14 protein-coding genes and 1 riboswitch are annotated in these 15,675 nt (G+C 70.3%); of the genes, 8 read left to right on the forward strand and 6 right to left on the reverse strand.

All coding sequences use genetic code 11. The annotated features are described in order from the left end of the window. Both A5711_RS25495 and A5711_RS25500 read left to right on the forward strand, forming a co-directional pair. Positions 1-324, forward strand: a 324-nt coding sequence (locus A5711_RS25495) for an MliC family protein (protein WP_197520806.1), incomplete at its 5' end; no start/stop codon positions are given. A gap of 20 nt (positions 325-344) precedes the next feature. After that, positions 345-1,106: a class I SAM-dependent methyltransferase gene (locus tag A5711_RS25500; RefSeq protein WP_067951417.1), complete on the forward strand. Its 762-nt coding sequence runs from the start codon at positions 345-347 to the stop codon at positions 1,104-1,106. Between the two features lie 75 nt (positions 1,107-1,181). Here A5711_RS25500 and A5711_RS25505 read toward each other — a convergent pair whose 3' ends face one another. Continuing rightward, positions 1,182-2,108 (reverse strand): RluA family pseudouridine synthase, encoded by a 927-nt coding sequence (locus tag A5711_RS25505; RefSeq protein WP_067951399.1) that lies wholly within the window; start codon positions 2,106-2,108, stop codon positions 1,182-1,184. Continuing rightward, positions 2,101-2,691, reverse strand: a complete 591-nt coding sequence (lspA, locus tag A5711_RS25510; RefSeq protein WP_082974372.1) for a signal peptidase II — start codon at positions 2,689-2,691, stop codon at positions 2,101-2,103. The genes A5711_RS25505 and lspA overlap by 8 nt, the downstream gene beginning before the upstream one ends. Before the next feature lie 70 nt (positions 2,692-2,761). Here lspA and A5711_RS25515 point away from each other — a divergent pair, with 70 nt between their 5' ends. Next, positions 2,762-3,688, forward strand: coding sequence for an asparaginase (locus A5711_RS25515; protein ID WP_067951420.1), 927 nt, complete (start codon positions 2,762-2,764; stop codon positions 3,686-3,688). Here A5711_RS25515 and A5711_RS25520 read toward each other — a convergent pair. Continuing rightward, positions 3,653-5,038: a DNA polymerase IV gene (locus tag A5711_RS25520; protein ID WP_197501002.1), complete on the reverse strand. Its 1,386-nt coding sequence runs from the start codon at positions 5,036-5,038 to the stop codon at positions 3,653-3,655. The two genes, A5711_RS25515 and A5711_RS25520, sit on opposite strands and share 36 nt — an antisense overlap. 49 nt (positions 5,039-5,087) lie before the next feature. Here A5711_RS25520 and A5711_RS25525 point away from each other — a divergent pair, with 49 nt between their 5' ends. Then, the gene (locus A5711_RS25525; protein WP_067951403.1) at positions 5,088-5,585 is read left to right on the forward strand and encodes a hypothetical protein; all 498 of its coding nucleotides are present in this window, start codon (positions 5,088-5,090) and stop codon (positions 5,583-5,585) included. 18 nt (positions 5,586-5,603) lie between these two features. Here A5711_RS25525 and A5711_RS27095 read toward each other — a convergent pair whose 3' ends face one another. Continuing rightward, on the reverse strand, positions 5,604-6,326 hold the full coding sequence (locus A5711_RS27095) for a hypothetical protein (RefSeq protein WP_067951405.1): 723 nt from the start codon (positions 6,324-6,326) through the stop codon (positions 5,604-5,606). Positions 6,327-6,559: 233 nt separating this feature from the next. On the opposite strand from A5711_RS27095, the gene A5711_RS25535 reads away from it, so the two are divergent. The 4 genes from A5711_RS25535 to A5711_RS25550 all read left to right on the forward strand — a co-directional run bounded on the left by A5711_RS25535 (position 6,560) and on the right by A5711_RS25550 (position 11,205). Next, the gene (locus A5711_RS25535) at positions 6,560-6,982 is read left to right on the forward strand and encodes a hypothetical protein (RefSeq protein WP_156745054.1); all 423 of its coding nucleotides are present in this window, start codon (positions 6,560-6,562) and stop codon (positions 6,980-6,982) included. Between the two features lie 115 nt (positions 6,983-7,097). Beyond that, a complete protein-coding gene (locus tag A5711_RS25540) occupies positions 7,098-7,820 on the forward strand; it encodes an SHOCT domain-containing protein (RefSeq protein WP_067951409.1) in 723 nt (240 codons plus the stop codon). A gap of 253 nt (positions 7,821-8,073) precedes the next feature. Then, positions 8,074-10,710, forward strand: a complete 2,637-nt coding sequence (locus A5711_RS25545; protein WP_156745055.1) for an AAA family ATPase — start codon at positions 8,074-8,076, stop codon at positions 10,708-10,710. A gap of 228 nt (positions 10,711-10,938) precedes the next feature. Continuing rightward, positions 10,939-11,205 carry a hypothetical protein gene (locus A5711_RS25550; protein WP_067951411.1) on the forward strand — a complete coding sequence of 89 codons (267 nt, stop codon included), beginning with the start codon at positions 10,939-10,941 and terminating at the stop codon, positions 11,203-11,205. Between the two features lie 6 nt (positions 11,206-11,211). Here A5711_RS25550 and ileS read toward each other — a convergent pair whose 3' ends face one another. Together ileS and A5711_RS25560 are read right to left on the reverse strand one after the other, a co-directional pair. Further along, positions 11,212-14,337, reverse strand: coding sequence for an isoleucine--tRNA ligase (ileS, locus tag A5711_RS25555; RefSeq protein ID WP_067951413.1), 3,126 nt, complete (start codon positions 14,335-14,337; stop codon positions 11,212-11,214). A 315-nt stretch (positions 14,338-14,652) separates the two neighbouring features. Continuing rightward, entirely contained in the window at positions 14,653-14,892 is a 240-nt protein-coding gene (locus A5711_RS25560) for an Rv1535 family protein (RefSeq protein WP_067951415.1), read from the reverse strand. A 289-nt stretch (positions 14,893-15,181) separates the two neighbouring features. After that, a riboswitch (M-box (ykoK) riboswitch) is annotated at positions 15,182-15,351 on the reverse strand. Between the last annotated feature and the right edge of the window lie 324 nt (positions 15,352-15,675).

Raw genomic sequence — 15,675 nt, forward strand, 5'->3', positions numbered from 1 at the left:
CAGAACCCCGAAGCGCGCACCTGCCTGGTCGAGGTGTATCAGACGCGGCTGGACGAACTGGCCATCGCCGACCCCGGCACCCTGAGCCCGCCCGTCGTCACCTACCAGTGCCCCGCCGACGCGGGGCCGTTGACCGCGCAGTTCTACAACGACCTCGACCCGCCGGCGGCGGTGCTCAACTGGAAGGGCAACCAGGAGATCCTCTTCCTCGAGCCCTCGGGCAGCGGCGCCCGATACGGCCGGCAGGGTTACGAGTACTGGGAGCACCAGGGCGAGGTCAAGCTCGATTTGAACGGCACCAAATTCGTCTGCCGCGCGCCGTGAGCGTGCCTAGCATGCTGGGCATGGGTCGCACATTCGACGACCTCGTGGCTGAGGCGGACGCGGCTCCCGTCGACGGCTGGGACTTCTCCTGGCTGGACGGGCGGGCCACCGAAGAACGCCCGTCGTGGGGTTACCAGCGGCAGATGAGCCAACGGCTGGCGAGCGTGTCGGCCGCCTGCGACATCGACACCGGGGGCGGCGAAGTGCTCTCCGGCGCCGAGAGATTTCCGCGCACGATGGCCGCGACGGAGTCATGGCCGCCCAATGCGGCCCTGGCCACCCAACGCCTGCATCCCCGCGGCGTTGTGGTCGTGCTGACCGGGGGCGAGCCGCGGTTGCCGTTCGCCGACGCGGCCTTCGACCTGGTGACCAGCCGCCACCCGATCGCGGTGCGGTGGCCCGAGATCGCCCGGGTGCTGCGACCGGGCGGCACCTACTTCGCCCAGCAGATCGGGCCGGCGACCATGGCCGAACTCGTCGAATACTTCATCGGGCCGCAGCCGGAGAAATGGGCCGAGCTACACCCCGACGTCCAGAGCGCCGAAGCCGAGGCCGCCGGGATGGACATCGTCGATATCCGCATGGAACGAATGCGGGCCGAGTTCTTCGACATCGGCGCCGTTATCTACTTCCTGCGCAAGGTGATTTGGACGGTGCCAGACTTCACGGTCGGCGCCTACCGGGAGCGGCTGCGCGAATTGCACGAGCGCATCGAGGCCGACGGCCCCTTCGTCGCGCACTCCGTGCGGCTGCTCGTCGAGGCGCGCAAGCCGGCCGAGTGATCGCAAGCGCGGCGAAGCCGGGCGCTGGGGGCACCCCCAGCGAAGCGCGGGGGACGGGTCACGACCATCAGGTGATCAGCCCTCGGCGCGCAGCACGTCCAGCGCGTGCTGCAGATCGGCGGGGTAGGGGCTGACGATCTCCATCCGCCTGCCGTCCGCCGGGTGGGCGAACGACAGCGACCGGGCGTGCAGCCACTGCCGTTGGAGCCCAAGCCTTTTCGCGAGTTTCGGATCAGCCCCGTAGACGAGGTCGCCGCAGCACGGGTGGTGCAGCGCGGAGAAGTGCACCCGAATCTGGTGCGTGCGACCGGTTTCCAGGTGCACGTCGAGCAGGCTGGCGGCGTGAAAGGCTTCGATGGTGTCGTAATGGGTGAGGCTGTGCCGGCCGTCCTTGGTGACGGCGAACTTCCACTCGCCACCGCGGTGCCGCCCGATCGGCGCGTCGATCGTCCCGCTCGACGGGTCCGGATGCCCCTGCACCAGCGCGTGATAGCGCTTGTCCACCGTGCGCTGTTTGAACGCGCGCTTCAGGACGGTGTAGGCGCGCTCCGACAGCGCCACCACCATCACCCCGGAGGTTCCAACGTCGAGGCGGTGCACGATGCCCTGCCGCTCCGGCACGCCCGAGGTGGTGATCCGGTAGCCGGCGGCGGCCAGCCCGCCGAGCACCGTGGGCCCGGTCCACCCGACCGACGCATGCGCGGCCACCGCGGCCGGCTTGTCGACCGCGACGATGTCGTCGTCGGAATACAGGATCGTCATGCCCTCGATGTCGACCGGCGTGTTCTCCACCGGCGCCGAGGCTTCGGGCAGGCGCACCTGCAGCCAGGCGCCGCCGGTCAGCCGGTCGGATTTGCCGGCCTGCACGCCGTCCAGCTCCACCCCGCCGTCCTCGGCCAGGGCGGCCGCGGCGCTGCGGGACAGCCCCAGCAGGCGCGCCAGCCCCGCATCCACGCGCATGCCCGCCAGCCCCTCGGGCACCGGCATGGAACGGTCAGTCATTCGCGCTGGTCGGCCTGCGCCTGCCCACGGTGTCGAAGTCGTAGCCGAAGATCGACAGCACCACCAGCAGGATGGCGCCGCCCACCACCGAGGGGTCGGCGACGTTGAACACCGGCCACCAGCCGACCGACAGGAAGTCCACGACATGGCCGCGCAGCGGCCCGGGCGCCCGGAAGAAGCGATCCACCAGGTTGCCCATGGCGCCGCCGAGGATCATCCCCAGCCCGACCGCCCACCAGGGCGACACCAGCCGGCGTCCCATCCAGAAGATCCCGGCCACCACTGCGGTGGCGATCAGCGTCAGCGCCCAGGTGTATCCCGTCGCCATCGAGAACGCGGCCCCGGAATTGCGCACCAACGTCCAGGTCACCGTGTCGCCGATGATCGGCACCGGCTGGCCGGGGGGCAAAAGTTTGACGGCGAGCACCTTGGTGACGACGTCCAGGGCCAAGACGATCGCCGCGACCGACAGCAGCAGGCGCAGCCGCCTCGGCGGCCGCTTCGGGTCGGCGGCGGCGGCGTCGTCGGCGGCCTCGTCGGTGGACGTCACGGGCTCAGTGGATCCGGTGGGTTCCTCGGGCACTCTCACATCATCCCCCAATGCGGACGCGGGCTGGCCGATGTTCGCGGTCGGCGTGCGCGATGATCTCACCATGGGCCGGCTCACCGTCATCGCCACCGGAGGCACGATATCGACCGGCACCGGCGCGGACGGCGTGCACCGGCCCTCGTACGGCGCGGCCGACTTGGCGGCCGGTCTCGACGTCGACGTCGTCGACGCGCTGGCGTTGGACAGCTCCCAGCTGGTGCCGGCCGATTGGGACCGGATCCGCGGCGCCGTGCGGTCGGCGATCGACGGCGGCGCCGACGGTGTGGTGGTCACGCACGGCACCGACACCATGGAGGAGAGCGCGCTGTGGCTCGAGCTCACCCACGCGGGCGACGTCCCGGTGGTCCTCACCGGGGCGATGCGCAGCGCCGACGCGCCCGACGCCGACGGCCCGGCCAACCTGCGCGCCGCTCTGGCCGTGGCGGGGCACCCCGGCGCCCGCGGCCTTGGCGTCCTGCTGTGTTTCGCCGGCCGGGTGCTGCAGCCCCTGGGCCTGACGAAGGTGGCGACCAACGACCTGAGCGGCTTCGCCGGTGAGCTGATCGGCACCGTGAATGGCGGCGTCACGCTGGCCGGCACCAAGACCCGGCCCCAGCTCGGCGAGCTCACCGCGGCGGACGCGCCCCGGGTGGACATCGTCGCCGCCTACCTGGGCAGCGACGGGGTGGCCCTGGACGCGTGCGTGGCCGCCGGGGCGCGGGGCCTGGTGCTCGAGGCGCTGGGTTCGGGTAACGCCGGCGACGCGGTGGTCGGGGCGGTGGCCCGCCATTGCCGGGCCGGGGTCGCCGTGGCGGTGTCCACCCGCGTCCCGGGCGGGCGGGTCGGCGCCAGCTACGGGCCCGGCCACGATATGGCGGCCGCCGGCGCGGTGATGGTGCCCAGGCTGCGGCCGCCGCAGGCCCGGGTGCTGATGATGGCCGCGCTGGCCGCGCGGCTACCGGTCGGCGACGTCATCGCCCGCTGGGGCTGACATGTCGGCTTCGAGCGCGCCCAGGTAGTCCGGCCAGTCCAGGGAGTCGACCGGGTTCGCCTTGGTCAGCTCGGCGGTGTCGGCGGGGAACGTCCGCGCCGCGCCCGGCCCCGAGGCGCGGGTCTCGAACCGCACGGTGACCACGCCGTGGCCCGCGCCCTGCACCCAGCCGTGCCCGAGCTCGCGGTGCGACACGTCGTCGCCCACCCGCCACGGCGACCCCGCTTCGGCCACCGGTGCGAACATGGCCTCGGCCGCGGTCTCGACTGGATATTCCTCCGAGGTCTCCCCCGCCAGGTCCAGATCGGGGAACAGCGACTCCTGGCGCACGTCGCTCAACCCCGAAAAGCCCACGCCCAGTAGGCGAATCGGCCCGATCTCACGGGGATCCAGCAGCAGCCGCCGGGCCACCGCGACGAGCGCGCCGGGCTCGGTCGTCGCGTAGGGCAGAGTCGCCGAGCGGGTCAGCGTGCTCATGTCGGACTTCTTCAGCTTCACCGTGACCGTGCGGGCGCCGCGGCCGTCGCGCAGCAGCCGCTGATGCGCGTGCTCGGCGATCGGGTCGATCGCCTCACGCAGCTGCTCGAGGCTGGTCAGGTCGACGGCGAAGGTGGACTCGGAGCTGATCTGTTTGGCTTCGGCGCGCTCGGCGACGGGCCGGTCGTCGATGCCGAGCGCCAGGCGGTGCAGCGCCGGCCCGATCGTCGCGCCCAGGATGTTGGCGGCCTCGGCGTCGGTCAGCGCGGCCAGCTGACCGATGGTGTCGATGCCGAGTCGATTCAGCTTCTCCTCGGCGACCGGACCGATGCCCCACAGCCGCCGCACCGGCAACCCGCCGAGCAGCGACCGCTCCTCGGCGCGCCGGACCACCCGAATGCCGTCGGGCTTGGCCAGGCCCGACGCGATCTTGGCGATCTGCTTGCCCGAGCCGGCGCCGACCGAAGCGATCAGGCCGGTCTCGGCGCGCACCCGTCGGCGCAGGTCCTCGCAGAACGCCTCGACGTCCTCGGCGGACGCGCCGGCGAGGCGGGCCGGTTCGCCGAAGCCCTCGTCGAAAGACAGCTGCTCGACCACCGGCACCACGCTGCGCACCGTGTCGAAGACCCGCCGGCTGGCCACCCCGTACACCACCCCGCGCGGCGGCAGCACCACCGCGGTCACGCCGATCAGGCGGCGGGCCTGATGCATCGGCATGGCGGAGCGGGCGCCGTACACGCGGGCTTCGTAGCTGGCCCCGGCGACCACGCCGCGCCCGCCCAGGCCGCCCACCAGCACCGGGCGCCCGCGCAGGGTCGGCCGGGTGAGTTGTTCGACCGAGGCGAAGAACGCATCCATGTCCAGGTGCAGCACCCAACGGGACTCCACACTTCGAAATGCTATTGGTCTAGCGTCGTTGGGTATGGAGGCTGACGGCACCGACGCGTCGAGGTCTCGCTGGGAGCGCCTGCGCCATCAATGGGATCAGCGGCTGCAGCCCGGCGAGCAGGCCACCGTGCTGGCCTGGACGTCGTTCACCCTCACGTTCGCCGGACTGCGGGCGCTCACGCACTGGATCCGCGCCGGCCACGGCCCGTCGGGTGGTGGTATGTCGATGGGCGGGAGGCACTTTCACCACTACAACATCGGCATCGGGATGCTCGCGACGGTGGGCGGCGTGGGCCTGCGCGGAACCGACAGGCAACGCCGGCATCCGGTAGCGGCCATCGCGTACGGCGCCGCGAACGCGATGATCGTCGACGAACTCGCCCTGCTCTTGGACCTCAAGGATGTCTACTGGGCGCGCGAGGGCCGCGAGAGCGTCGACGTCGCGGTCGGCCTCATCGCCACCGGCGCGACGGTCGTCGCGGGTATGCCGTTCTGGCCGCACGCCCACCGGGCGCTGCGCTCGCGCGCGTAACCCGCAGCGGCGGCGATCTCAGGGATGCTGCAGCGGCTCCGGGTGGATCGGCTGCGGGTGGACCGGTTGCGGCGGGTGGACCGGTTGCGGCGGGTGACAGGCGAAACACTCGATCGGGGGGTGGCCGCCACCGCTCGGGGCGGGCTGGCCGCCGCCCTGCTGACTGCCGCCTTGCTTGGGTGGCACCGGAATCGGCACGGGCACGGGCACGATCACCGGCGGGACGTTGACGGTCACGTTGGGAGGAGGCGGCGGGGCGCCCGGATCGGCCGGGGCGGGGGGACCGGCCGGGGCCGCCACGGGCGCCGGCGCGGGCCCGACCGCGACGGGTGTGTCCCCACCGCTGACGGGTGCGGGCGAGACGTGCTCGGCGTCGGGAGGGGTGGGCGCCGGGGCCGGCGGCGCAACGGCGCTGGGGGCCGGCGTCACCGAACCGACGCTGGAATTCGGAACCACGACGGCAGGCCTCTGGTCCTTGGAGCCCCACCCGTCGACGAGCATCAGGCCGAGCCCGGTGACCGCTCCGAGCGCTCCGACCAGGGCCCCGGCCACCAGGGCGTTTGTCGCCCTCGAACGTGGCTTCGGGGTCGAGGAGTCCGCACTCTTGACGGGCTCGGACAGCGAACCGTCCTCGATCTCGGGGTCGCCCAGCGGGCTCGACGCCCACGCCTCGGCGACGGTCAGATCGTCGTATGGGTCGGCGGCGAAGGTCGTCGACTGGAAGCCTTCGATGGTGCTCATGGCGTGTTCCTCAAACTGTGGTCGCGACCCCCGGTGGGTCGCCGTCACAGGTAGGAGCAGCCAGCCCCGGCGGCGCGGACACTTTTTTCGGAACTTCTTTCTTCGCGACCCCCACGCGTTCTCCGCGTCAGGCCGAATATGCGGCGAATACCTCATGCGCCGAAGCGGTGCGCTCGTGCACAGTAGTTGGCGAGCGCTCGGGAATGGGACGCGAAAGGACTGCCGTGTCATTGTTGAGAACCCTGAAGGCGGCGCGGGCCGAGGCACGGCGCGCCAGAGACACCGAGTTCGCCCGCCTGGTCGCATTGCCGCCCACGGAGGAGCTGGCCGCGCAACTCATGGCCGCATTCGGACCCGACGGGCCTAAGCGCGGCAAACCGCTGACCCAGTACGACTTCATCAAATGGGTGCTGCGCCGGGCGGAGTTCACCTCCCGCGGCCAGCGAGCCATGAGTTCCAAGAAGCTGGTCGCGCCCGTGCGCGAGGCCCTGCAGGTGTTGGAGCACAGCGAACTGGTCTACCTGAGCGTCGGGGGCGAGGGAAAGCCCGACAATTGGCATCCCACCAATCGGGGAATGGTAGCGCTGGACGAAGGGTATGACGCTGTCGCGCAATGCATCTCAGCCCGACGGTTTCGGCAAGACGAGACCCGGTGAGACGGGGGGCCGGCGCCACCGAGGCCGAATTGTTGGGATCGGGAGCGCGGCCGGGACGGTTCGCTGGCATACCGATGCAGAACATCGCCTGAGGGCACCCGCGAAAGGAACGACCATGAAGTTCAGGGCCCGCGCGCAGCACGACCCGGCGCTCAACCAGCAGGCCGCCGCCGTGGCGGCGGAAATCCTGCGTCAACCGGTTGAGGCGGCCACGCGATGCGAGCAGACGTCGACCAAAGCCATGCAGATGTATCCGTCGGCCGGGGGCGAGGTGAATTGGCGAAGCGTGCCTAACGGCACCGGCCTACCGAAGAGTTTCATCCTGGCCGTCACCGCGTCTGGCGTCTACGCGCTCGAAGACAAGCAGCACCGCGGAGTCCTGGTGGCCGGCAACGTGCTCAAGGCGTGGGATCGCTCGGGCTTTCGGGCCCAGGCCGGCAACGACGTGTCGGCCAGGGCGCGCGGGCTGCCCGACGACCGGCAGATCATCACGCTGTGGCTGCCGATCGACGGCGACAGCGGCCGGGTGGCGCAGCAGATCGCCGCGCAGCGGGCGGCTTCCGGCCAGCGCATCCCGGGCCTGCCGCATGCCTTCGTCATCGCCAAGGACGAGGCGGGCCAACGCATCGTCGACGCGCTGGGCGCGGCGCCGGCGCCGCCAGGTGCCGGGCCGAACATCGTCATCGGCGGCCGGCGGCTCGAAGACATCGTCGCGGGCGCCGCGCCGCAACGCCCGGCCGCCGAGCGCCTGCGGGAGCTCGAGGAGCTGCGTGCGGCCGGGGCGATCACCGATGCCGATTACACCCGCAAGCGGGCCGAGATCATCGCGGCGATCTGAGTCGCGAGGGCTGGTGGGCGCGGCCCGGGGGCGCCGGCCGACCGCGGCACGTCGCGCACCGTTGCGCGGCGCGCGGGGTCAACCCCGGCTAAGCTCTAGCGCATTCGCGCTGACGACGGTTTGCTGACGACCGCAGTGGGTGTGCCCGATCCGCGGTTGGCCCCGGCGGTCTTCCCTCTGAAGCGCGGGCCTGGACGTTTGCCCGCGGCGCCTTCGCGCAGGCCGCGGGTAGCTGCACCGGAGGGGACGGCGGGTGTTGGGATCGGATGAGCTGATCGAGCGCGACGCGGTGCTCAGGGAGCTGGCAGGGCTCAGACGCGCGGCGGCCGGCGGCAGCGGACGCGTGGTCTTGCTGCGCGGCGAGGCGGGCGCGGGTAAGACCTCCGTCATCGCGCGGTTCGTCGCCAGGCTGGGCGACTCGGCGGCGGTGTTGGAGGGCTGGTGCGATCCGTTGAGCGCGCCGCGCCCGCTGGGCCCGTTACTGGACATGTTGGCCGGCACGGCATATGCGCCGGCGGAGGCGATGCGCGCCGCCGTCGACACGGGCGACACCGAATCGGTGTATGCGCGGTTGCTCGCGCTCTTCGCCTGCGGCGGCCCGTGGGTGTGCGTGATCGAAGACGCCCACTGGGCCGACGGCGCCACGCTTGACCTGCTGCGCTTCCTGTCCCGCCGGATCGCGGCGCTGCCCGTGCTGTTGCTTGTTTCCTATCGCCACGACGAGATCGGCGAAGACCATCCCCTGGCCGTGCTGCTGGGCGACCTGGCGACGTCGAAGGCGGTGAGCCGGATATCGCTGGCCCCGCTGAGCGCGGCCGGGGTGGCCCAGCTGGCCGCGGGCACCGGCATCAACGCCGCCGCACTGCACCGGCTCACCGGTGGAAACCCGTTCTACGTGACCGAGGTGCTGGCCGCCGGCTCGGACGTCTTCGCCGTCGATGCGTTGCCGCGCACCGTGTTCGAAGCGGTGTGGGGCAGGCTTGCGCGAATCTCCGACGCCGGGCGCGAAACGGCCCACGCCGCCGCGGTGTGCGGCGCCCGTCCCCGGATTGCGCTCGTGCAGAAGGTGTGCCCCGCCGCGGCCGACGGGCTTGCCGAGTGCGTCAGCGCCGGCATTCTCGTCGCCGACAGCGACACCGTGGGCTTTCGTCACGAGCTGGCGCGCCGCGCCGTGCTCGACATCATTCCCGACTATCAGCGCCGCGAGTTGCACGAGCGCGTGCTCACCTCGTTGTCCGATCACCCCCCGGCCCCGGAAATGCTGGGAGCGTTGGCGTTTCACGCTGACCAGGCAGGGGTGGCGGGCGCGGTCATCACCTATGGTCCAGCAGCCGCCCGTCGAGCGTTGGCTTTGGGAGCTCACCGTGAAGCGGCCGACCTGTATGCGATGGCATTGCGTTACGCCGAAACCGTCGCCGACGCGGAGAAAGTCGTGTGGCTCGAGCAACACGCCATCGCCAGCTACTACACGGGCGTCACCGACGCTGCCGCGCAATCGTTTCGCGAGGCGATCGCGCTGCGGCGCGCCATGGGCGACGCCCTGGCCGAAGGGGACGACCTGCAGTGGCTGTCCTTCATGCTGTGGCCGCTGGGACGCCGGACGGAAGCGATCGAGGCCGGGCGCGATTCGCTGCGGCTGCTCGAAACCGTAGGTCCCTGTTCACAACTGGCGTGGTCGCTGGTGAACATGGCTCAGCTTGCCGCCGTCTGCTACGAGGCGGGAGGTGAAGACTATGCGTCCCGGGCCATCGCGTTGGGCACCCAGCTGTCAGATCCCGCGGCGGTGGTCAGGGCCCGGATATTCCAGGCGCTGGCCGGCGTGGTCCGCGCCGAGGGGGGATGGGAGGAGCTCGAGGCGGTATGGCGGGAGAGCATGGCGACCGACGGGATGGCCGAAAACGCCGGCCTCGCCGGGGCGCTGCTGTCCTGGACCGCCGCGCTGCACCACGACCTCGAGCGCGCCGACGCCTACACCCCGGAATCCGCGGAGTTCTGCGCGGACCACGATATCCACGTCTATCACCCGTTTCCGGTCGGAGCGGCCGCGCTTGTCCGGATGCACCGCGGCGACTGGGACGACGCCCTGGCCTGCGCCGAGGACCTGTTGAGCTGGCCGGCGCTGAACTCCACCGCGCGAATCCTCCCGCTGATCACCGTCGCGTTGATCCGCGCGCGACGGGGCGAGCAATCGGTTGCGGACCTGCTCGACGACGCGCTGGGCGACCCCGACCCGCGGGACCTCTTCCGTCTTGGTGCCGTGTGGGCGGCCCACGCCGAAGCGGCGTGGCTGTCCGGTGACGACGATGCGGCGCGCGTGCACGCCGAGACCGGTCTAGCCGCGGCCGCGGCCGGCCGGCCGGATCCTTGGCTGGTGGGTCGCCTGCGCCGGTGGGCCCTGTTGTCCGGTGGCCGGGTCGACGGCGCCCCGGGGGGCGACAGCCATACGCCCTACGACCTTGAAACCAGCGGGGATTGGCGGGTCGCCGCTGCCGAATGGGCCCGGCGCGGCTGCCCGTACGACGCGGCCGTCGCGCAATTGGGCGGAGACATCGCCGCCGTCGAGGACGCGCGCGATGCGTTTCGCCGGTTGGGAGCGCGCGCCGCGGCGCGCCGCGCCGCGCAGCGACTTGCGGCCCTGACCGGGCGTGTCCCTGACAGCCGCCGGAAGAAGACGATCGCCGACCCGGACGGCCTCACCGAGCGCGAGCGGGAGGTGCTCGAATTGCTCGCCGACGGCCACAGCGACGCCGACATCGCCGCCGTCCTCTTCATAAGTCCGAAGACCGCCAACCGCCACGTCGGTTCGATCCTCGCCAAGCTCGGCGTCCGCAACCGCACCCAAGCCGCCGCGGCTTACGCCAAGTCACGGGCCTCGATCACGACGCCCTGAACCGGCACCGGTGCGGGCCCAAAAATGGGGTGAACACCTCATGCGCCGCGACCGTCCGGTTGAGCACACTGGGCAGATGACCGATCGAAGGCCCCGGCTCTCCCCGTTTCACCTGCCGGGAATCACTCTCCCGGCTCGGATTTGGGTTGGGATCGGTAGCCGATCCGACGGTTAACCGTCTGAGTCGCCCGGAAATCGGGCCCCGCGAACGAACGAAAGGAAGAGTCCATGACCAGCACCCTCAAGCGCGCCATCGTGATAGCACTGTTGTCGAGCAGCGCCGCGGCGTCAGGCCTTGGCCTGGCCACGGGCACTGCCGCGGCCGATGCGTTCGGCAATCACCAATGGTGCCCCGGCCAGAGCCTGCCGCGCTCCGATGTGCCGATCAATTGGGACATGGGCGTCTGCCATGACTACCACTACGTGGGAGCCTGGACGGTCGTCGAGGGCATCCGGCCCAACCCGTGCCCCCCGATCGCCTTCATGTGCCCCTGACGGCCGCTAGACCTTGGCGATGCTCACCCGGACGCCGTCGCCGATGTCCGCGCCGTCGGCCGGGTCGCCGAATTCGAAGCTGGTGGCCAGGATCTCACCGGCGATCAGGTCGCGGTGCGTGCGCGCCCAGTCCGCCCGCTCGCCCGGCACCGACATCACCACGGAAATCCGGTCGGACACGTCCAGGCCCGTCGACTTGCGCAGCTCCTGCAGCTCGCGGATGCGGTCCTTGGCCCAACCCTCGGCCTCCAGCTCCGGGGTGACGGTGCCGTCCAGCACCACCAGCCCCACCCCGTCGGGCAGCGCCGCGGTGAACTCGGGGTCGGCGGCGACCAGCCGCGAGCTGTACTCCTCGGGTTGTAGCACCGCGGGCCCCGCGCTCAGCGTGCCGTCGGGGTTGACGACGCCCTCCCCCGCCTTCACCGCCTTGATGGCGGCCTGCACGTCCTTGCCCAGCCGCGGACCGGCCGCCCGGGCGTTGACGGTGAGCTCGAACCGCCCGTAGGTGTCGATGGCGTCGGTCAGCTCGACGCTCTTGACGTTGAGCTCGTCGGCGATCAGGTCGGTGAACGGCGCCAGCCGCTGCGGATCATTCACCGCAACAGTCAATTTCGGCAGCGGCAGGCGCACTCGCAGCTTCTTGGCCTTGCGCAGGGACGACGCCGCCGAGCACACTTCGCGGACCTGGTCCATCGCGGCGACCAGGTCGGGGTCCGCGGGCACCACCCCTTCTTCCGGCCAGTCGGTCAGGTGCACCGAGCGGCCGCCGCTGAGGCCACGCCAGATGATCTCGGTGACCGACGGAAGGAGCGGGGCGGCCAGCCTGGCCGTCACCTCGAGCACGGTGTGCAGGGTATCGATGGCGTCCGCGTCTTCCTCCCAGAACCGCGAACGCGACCGGCGCACATACCAATTCGTCAACGCTTCGGTGAACTGGCGCAGCTGCTCGCAGGCCCGGGAGATGTCGCAGGTGTCCATTTCCCGGGTGAGGTTGTCGCGCAGTTCGGCGAGCTTGGCCAGGATGTAGCGGTCCAGCACCTGCCGCGAGTCGGTGCGCCAGGTGCCGACTTTGGGCGCGTAGAGAGCCAGGAAGCTGTAGGCGTTCCACAGCGGCAGCAGGACCTGGCGCACACCCTCGCGGATGCCCTGCTCGGTGACGATCAGGTTGCCGCCGCGCAGGATCGGCGAGGCCATCAGGAACCACCGCATGGCGTCGGAGCCGTCGCGGTCGAACACCTCGGACACGTCCGGGTAGTTGCGCAGCGACTTGCTCATCTTCTGCCCGTCGGAACCCAGCACAATGCCATGCGCAACACAGGTTTTGAATGATGGCCGGTCGAAGAGCGCGGTGGCCAGCACGTGCAGCGTGTAGAACCAGCCGCGGGTCTGGCCGATGTATTCGACGATGAAGTCGCCCGGGTAGTGGGTGTCGAACCAGTCGCGGTTCTCGAACGGGTAGTGCACCTGGGCGTACGGCATGGAGCCCGAGTCGAACCACACGTCGAGCACGTCGGGGATGCGCCGCATGGTGCTGCGGCCGGTCGGGTCGTCGGGATTGGGGCGAGTCAGCTCGTCGACGTAGGGCCTGTGCAGGTTGGTGGGCCGGACCCCGAAGTCGCGCTCCAGCTCGTCGAGGCTGCCGTATACATCGATGCGCGGGTAGGCCGGGTCGTCGGATTTCCACACCGGAATGGGACTGCCCCAGTAGCGGTTTCGGGAGATCGACCAGTCGCGGGCACCCTGCAGCCACTTGCCGAACTGGCCGTCCTTGACGTGTTCGGGGTACCAGGTGATCTGCTGGTTGAGCTCGACCATGCGGTCGCGGAATGCTGTGACCGCGACGAACCACGACGACACCGCCCGGTAGATCAGCGGGTTGCGGCAGCGCCAGCAGTGCGGGTAGGGGTGCTCGTAGGTCTCGTGCCCCAGCAGCACCGCGCCGTTCGCCGCGGCCGGGCCGGTGCCGTTCTTCAGGTCGCGGATGATGTGCGGGTTGGCATCAAAGACGTGCTGGCCCTGGTAATCCGGGACCGTCGCGTCGAAGCGGCCCTTGGAATCGACCGGGGTGACGGCCACGATGCCGACCTTGTCGGTGGTGGCCATGTCGTCCTCGCCGTAGGCCGGCGCCATGTGGACGATGCCGGTGCCGTCCTCGGTGGTGACGAACTCGCCGGGCAGCACCTGAAAAGCCTTGGGGCTGTCCATGAAATACGGGAACGGCGGCAGGTAGCGGGTGCCGAGCAGGTCGGCCCCGAGGGAGGTGCTCAGGATCTCGGGTTCCTCACCGAGCTCGCGGGCGTAGGCGGCCAGCCTTGGCTGCGCCAGCACGAAGCGGTGGTCGCCGGCCCGGACCTCGACGTAGGTGACCTCCGGGTTGACCGCGACCGCCAGGTTGGACGGCAGCGTCCACGGCGTGGTCGTCCACACCAGCAGATAGGAGCCGTCCAACGCACCGCCGACCACCTTGAAACCCACGGTGAGCGCCGGGTCCTGGCGGCTCTGGTAGACGTCGTCGTCCATGCGCAATTCGTGGTTGGACAGCGGGGTTTCGTCGCGCCAGCAGTAGGGCAGCACCCGGTAGCCCTCGTAGGCCAGGCCCTTGTCCCAGAGTTGCTTGAACGCCCAGATCACCGACTCCATGTAGGACAGGTCGAGCGTCTTGTAATCGTTGTCGAAGTCGACCCAGCGGGCCTGGCGGGTGACGTAGGCCCGCCACTCGTCGGTGTAGCGCAACACCGATTCCCGGCACGCGTCGTTGAACGCGGCGATCCCCATGTCGTCGATCTGCGATTTGTCGTTGATGCCCAGCTGGCGCTCGACCTCGAGCTCGGCGGGCAGCCCGTGGGTGTCCCAGCCGAAACGGCGCTCCACCTTGTAGCCGCGCATGGTGCGGTACCGCGGGACGATGTCCTTCACGTAGCCGGTGAGCAGGTGCCCATAGTGCGGCAGCCCGTTGGCGAAGGGCGGGCCGTCGTAGAAGACGTATTCTTCGGCGCCCTCGCGGCGGGCGATGCTGGCCCGGAAGGTGTCGTCGCGGGCCCAGTAGTCGAGGACCTCGAGTTCGAGGGCCGGGAAGTCGGGTGCGCCGCTCGCCAGTTTGGGATAGGCCCTGGCTTCAGCGTTTTCTGTCAAAGCGTCGTCTCCTGCGTGCCTATGGTGAGGCCGGGGACGACGACGCGCTGCCTGCGCGAGCGCCGCGGTACCACCCCGCTTGCCACGCTGCCGCGTGGCCGCTCGTTGGAGGCTGTGACGGGCCCACCCGTTCGGTTCTACTGAGCTGGCCAGAGAAAGAAGCCGGCTGTTCTTCCGAAGGCTCCCCGGTGATGCCGGATCAACGCCAGTGGGTCGATTCTACTCAGGCGGAGCACCCCAAGGGGCTACCTGGCCTCAGGAAAGACCTGCGGCCGGGTAGCCCCTTGGAGCCTCGGTTGGTCGCTGTTCATCGGATCAGGCCTGCACCTCGAGCACGCCGACGCGCCACAGCGCCGCGTAGAAGTGCCGCAGGGGGACGCTCAACAGGCGGGTGGCGCCCTCCACCAGCGGGTCGCCGGCGAGGATGGGCTGCTTGATCGCCTTGCTGGGGGTCTTCTTCGGGGCCGGGGCCCGGGTCGTCTCGACGTCGCGCACCACCGTCAGCGTGCGGGCGGGCGCTTGGGTCACCACTTCGTCGTACAGAGCTGCGGTCATGGTCGCCTCCTGGAGGGGATTTCTAACGGGGACTAACTGGACTGACGCGTCCCGTCCCGTCGCGGTTCCGATCCCAGAACGCTTGGCCGATAAGCCACTTAGCGTTGCGACGCTCAGCTGAGAACGTCGTGCCGGAGACCGGATCGGGACGAGACGGAGTTCGGACTTCGGTCCGGACTGTCACTGGAACTCATGTGTCCCTCACCTCCTCGCGGTCACGAAAGCGTGCGGTTATCCGCACGCGATTTGCGCGCAGCATGAGGAGCGAAAACCCGACGACCGTCGGAGATCCGCACCCCTCTCGTCAGAGCTTCGGCACCACACGACGTGTCCGGTATTCCGGAAGCCACCTGGGCTCAACCCTTAAGCCGGGAGGAGCTGTCCTGACCCGGGGCGTCTTTCGACGTTCGGGGTCAGTGGCCTGTATTCGTGTAGACGCCTCACCTAACGAGGTGCATACCCGACCGATAATGCACGACGGGTCCGACCGGGTCAAACTCCTCGGTGTCACGTTTCGCGATCTTTACGGATTTTGGCGGCGCGCCCACAGGATTCGGCCAGGTTCGAGCCTCTGAACTGCGGATATGTCGCGGCGAGTCGGCCCCGATTGTTCATCTCTTGTTTGCCCAGGCCCGCCGCAGCGGCCGTCCATGTGCGTCCACGGCGGAGGTCGTCGGCGTGTCGCCGCCGTGAGCGCACACCGAAAGCCGTGGGCGCACACCCGAAACGGCGCTTGCGGCCAAAAGCCCCGTCAGTTCTCGACGAGGCCCTCGAGCCGGCCAA

This window comes from Mycobacterium sp. E2238 (genome assembly GCF_001672665.1).
GTDB lineage: Bacteria > Actinomycetota > Actinomycetes > Mycobacteriales > Mycobacteriaceae > Mycobacterium.

What these genes read in the sequence shown, in the direction of transcription:
- A5711_RS27095 (WP_067951405.1), bottom strand. Translation starts at nt 6,326, where the DNA reads ATGAGCACCATCGAAGGCTTCCAGTCGACGACCTTCGCCGCCGACCCA.
- A5711_RS25560 (WP_067951415.1), bottom strand. Translation starts at nt 14,892, where the DNA reads ATGACCGCAGCTCTGTACGACGAAGTGGTGACCCAAGCGCCCGCCCGC.
- A5711_RS25515 (WP_067951420.1), top strand. Translation starts at nt 2,762, where the DNA reads ATGGGCCGGCTCACCGTCATCGCCACCGGAGGCACGATATCGACCGGC.
- A5711_RS25550 (WP_067951411.1), top strand. Translation starts at nt 10,939, where the DNA reads ATGACCAGCACCCTCAAGCGCGCCATCGTGATAGCACTGTTGTCGAGC.
- A5711_RS25540 (WP_067951409.1), top strand. Translation starts at nt 7,098, where the DNA reads ATGAAGTTCAGGGCCCGCGCGCAGCACGACCCGGCGCTCAACCAGCAG.
- A5711_RS25500 (WP_067951417.1), top strand. Translation starts at nt 345, where the DNA reads ATGGGTCGCACATTCGACGACCTCGTGGCTGAGGCGGACGCGGCTCCC.
- A5711_RS25505 (WP_067951399.1), bottom strand. Translation starts at nt 2,108, where the DNA reads ATGACTGACCGTTCCATGCCGGTGCCCGAGGGGCTGGCGGGCATGCGC.
- A5711_RS25525 (WP_067951403.1), top strand. Translation starts at nt 5,088, where the DNA reads ATGGAGGCTGACGGCACCGACGCGTCGAGGTCTCGCTGGGAGCGCCTG.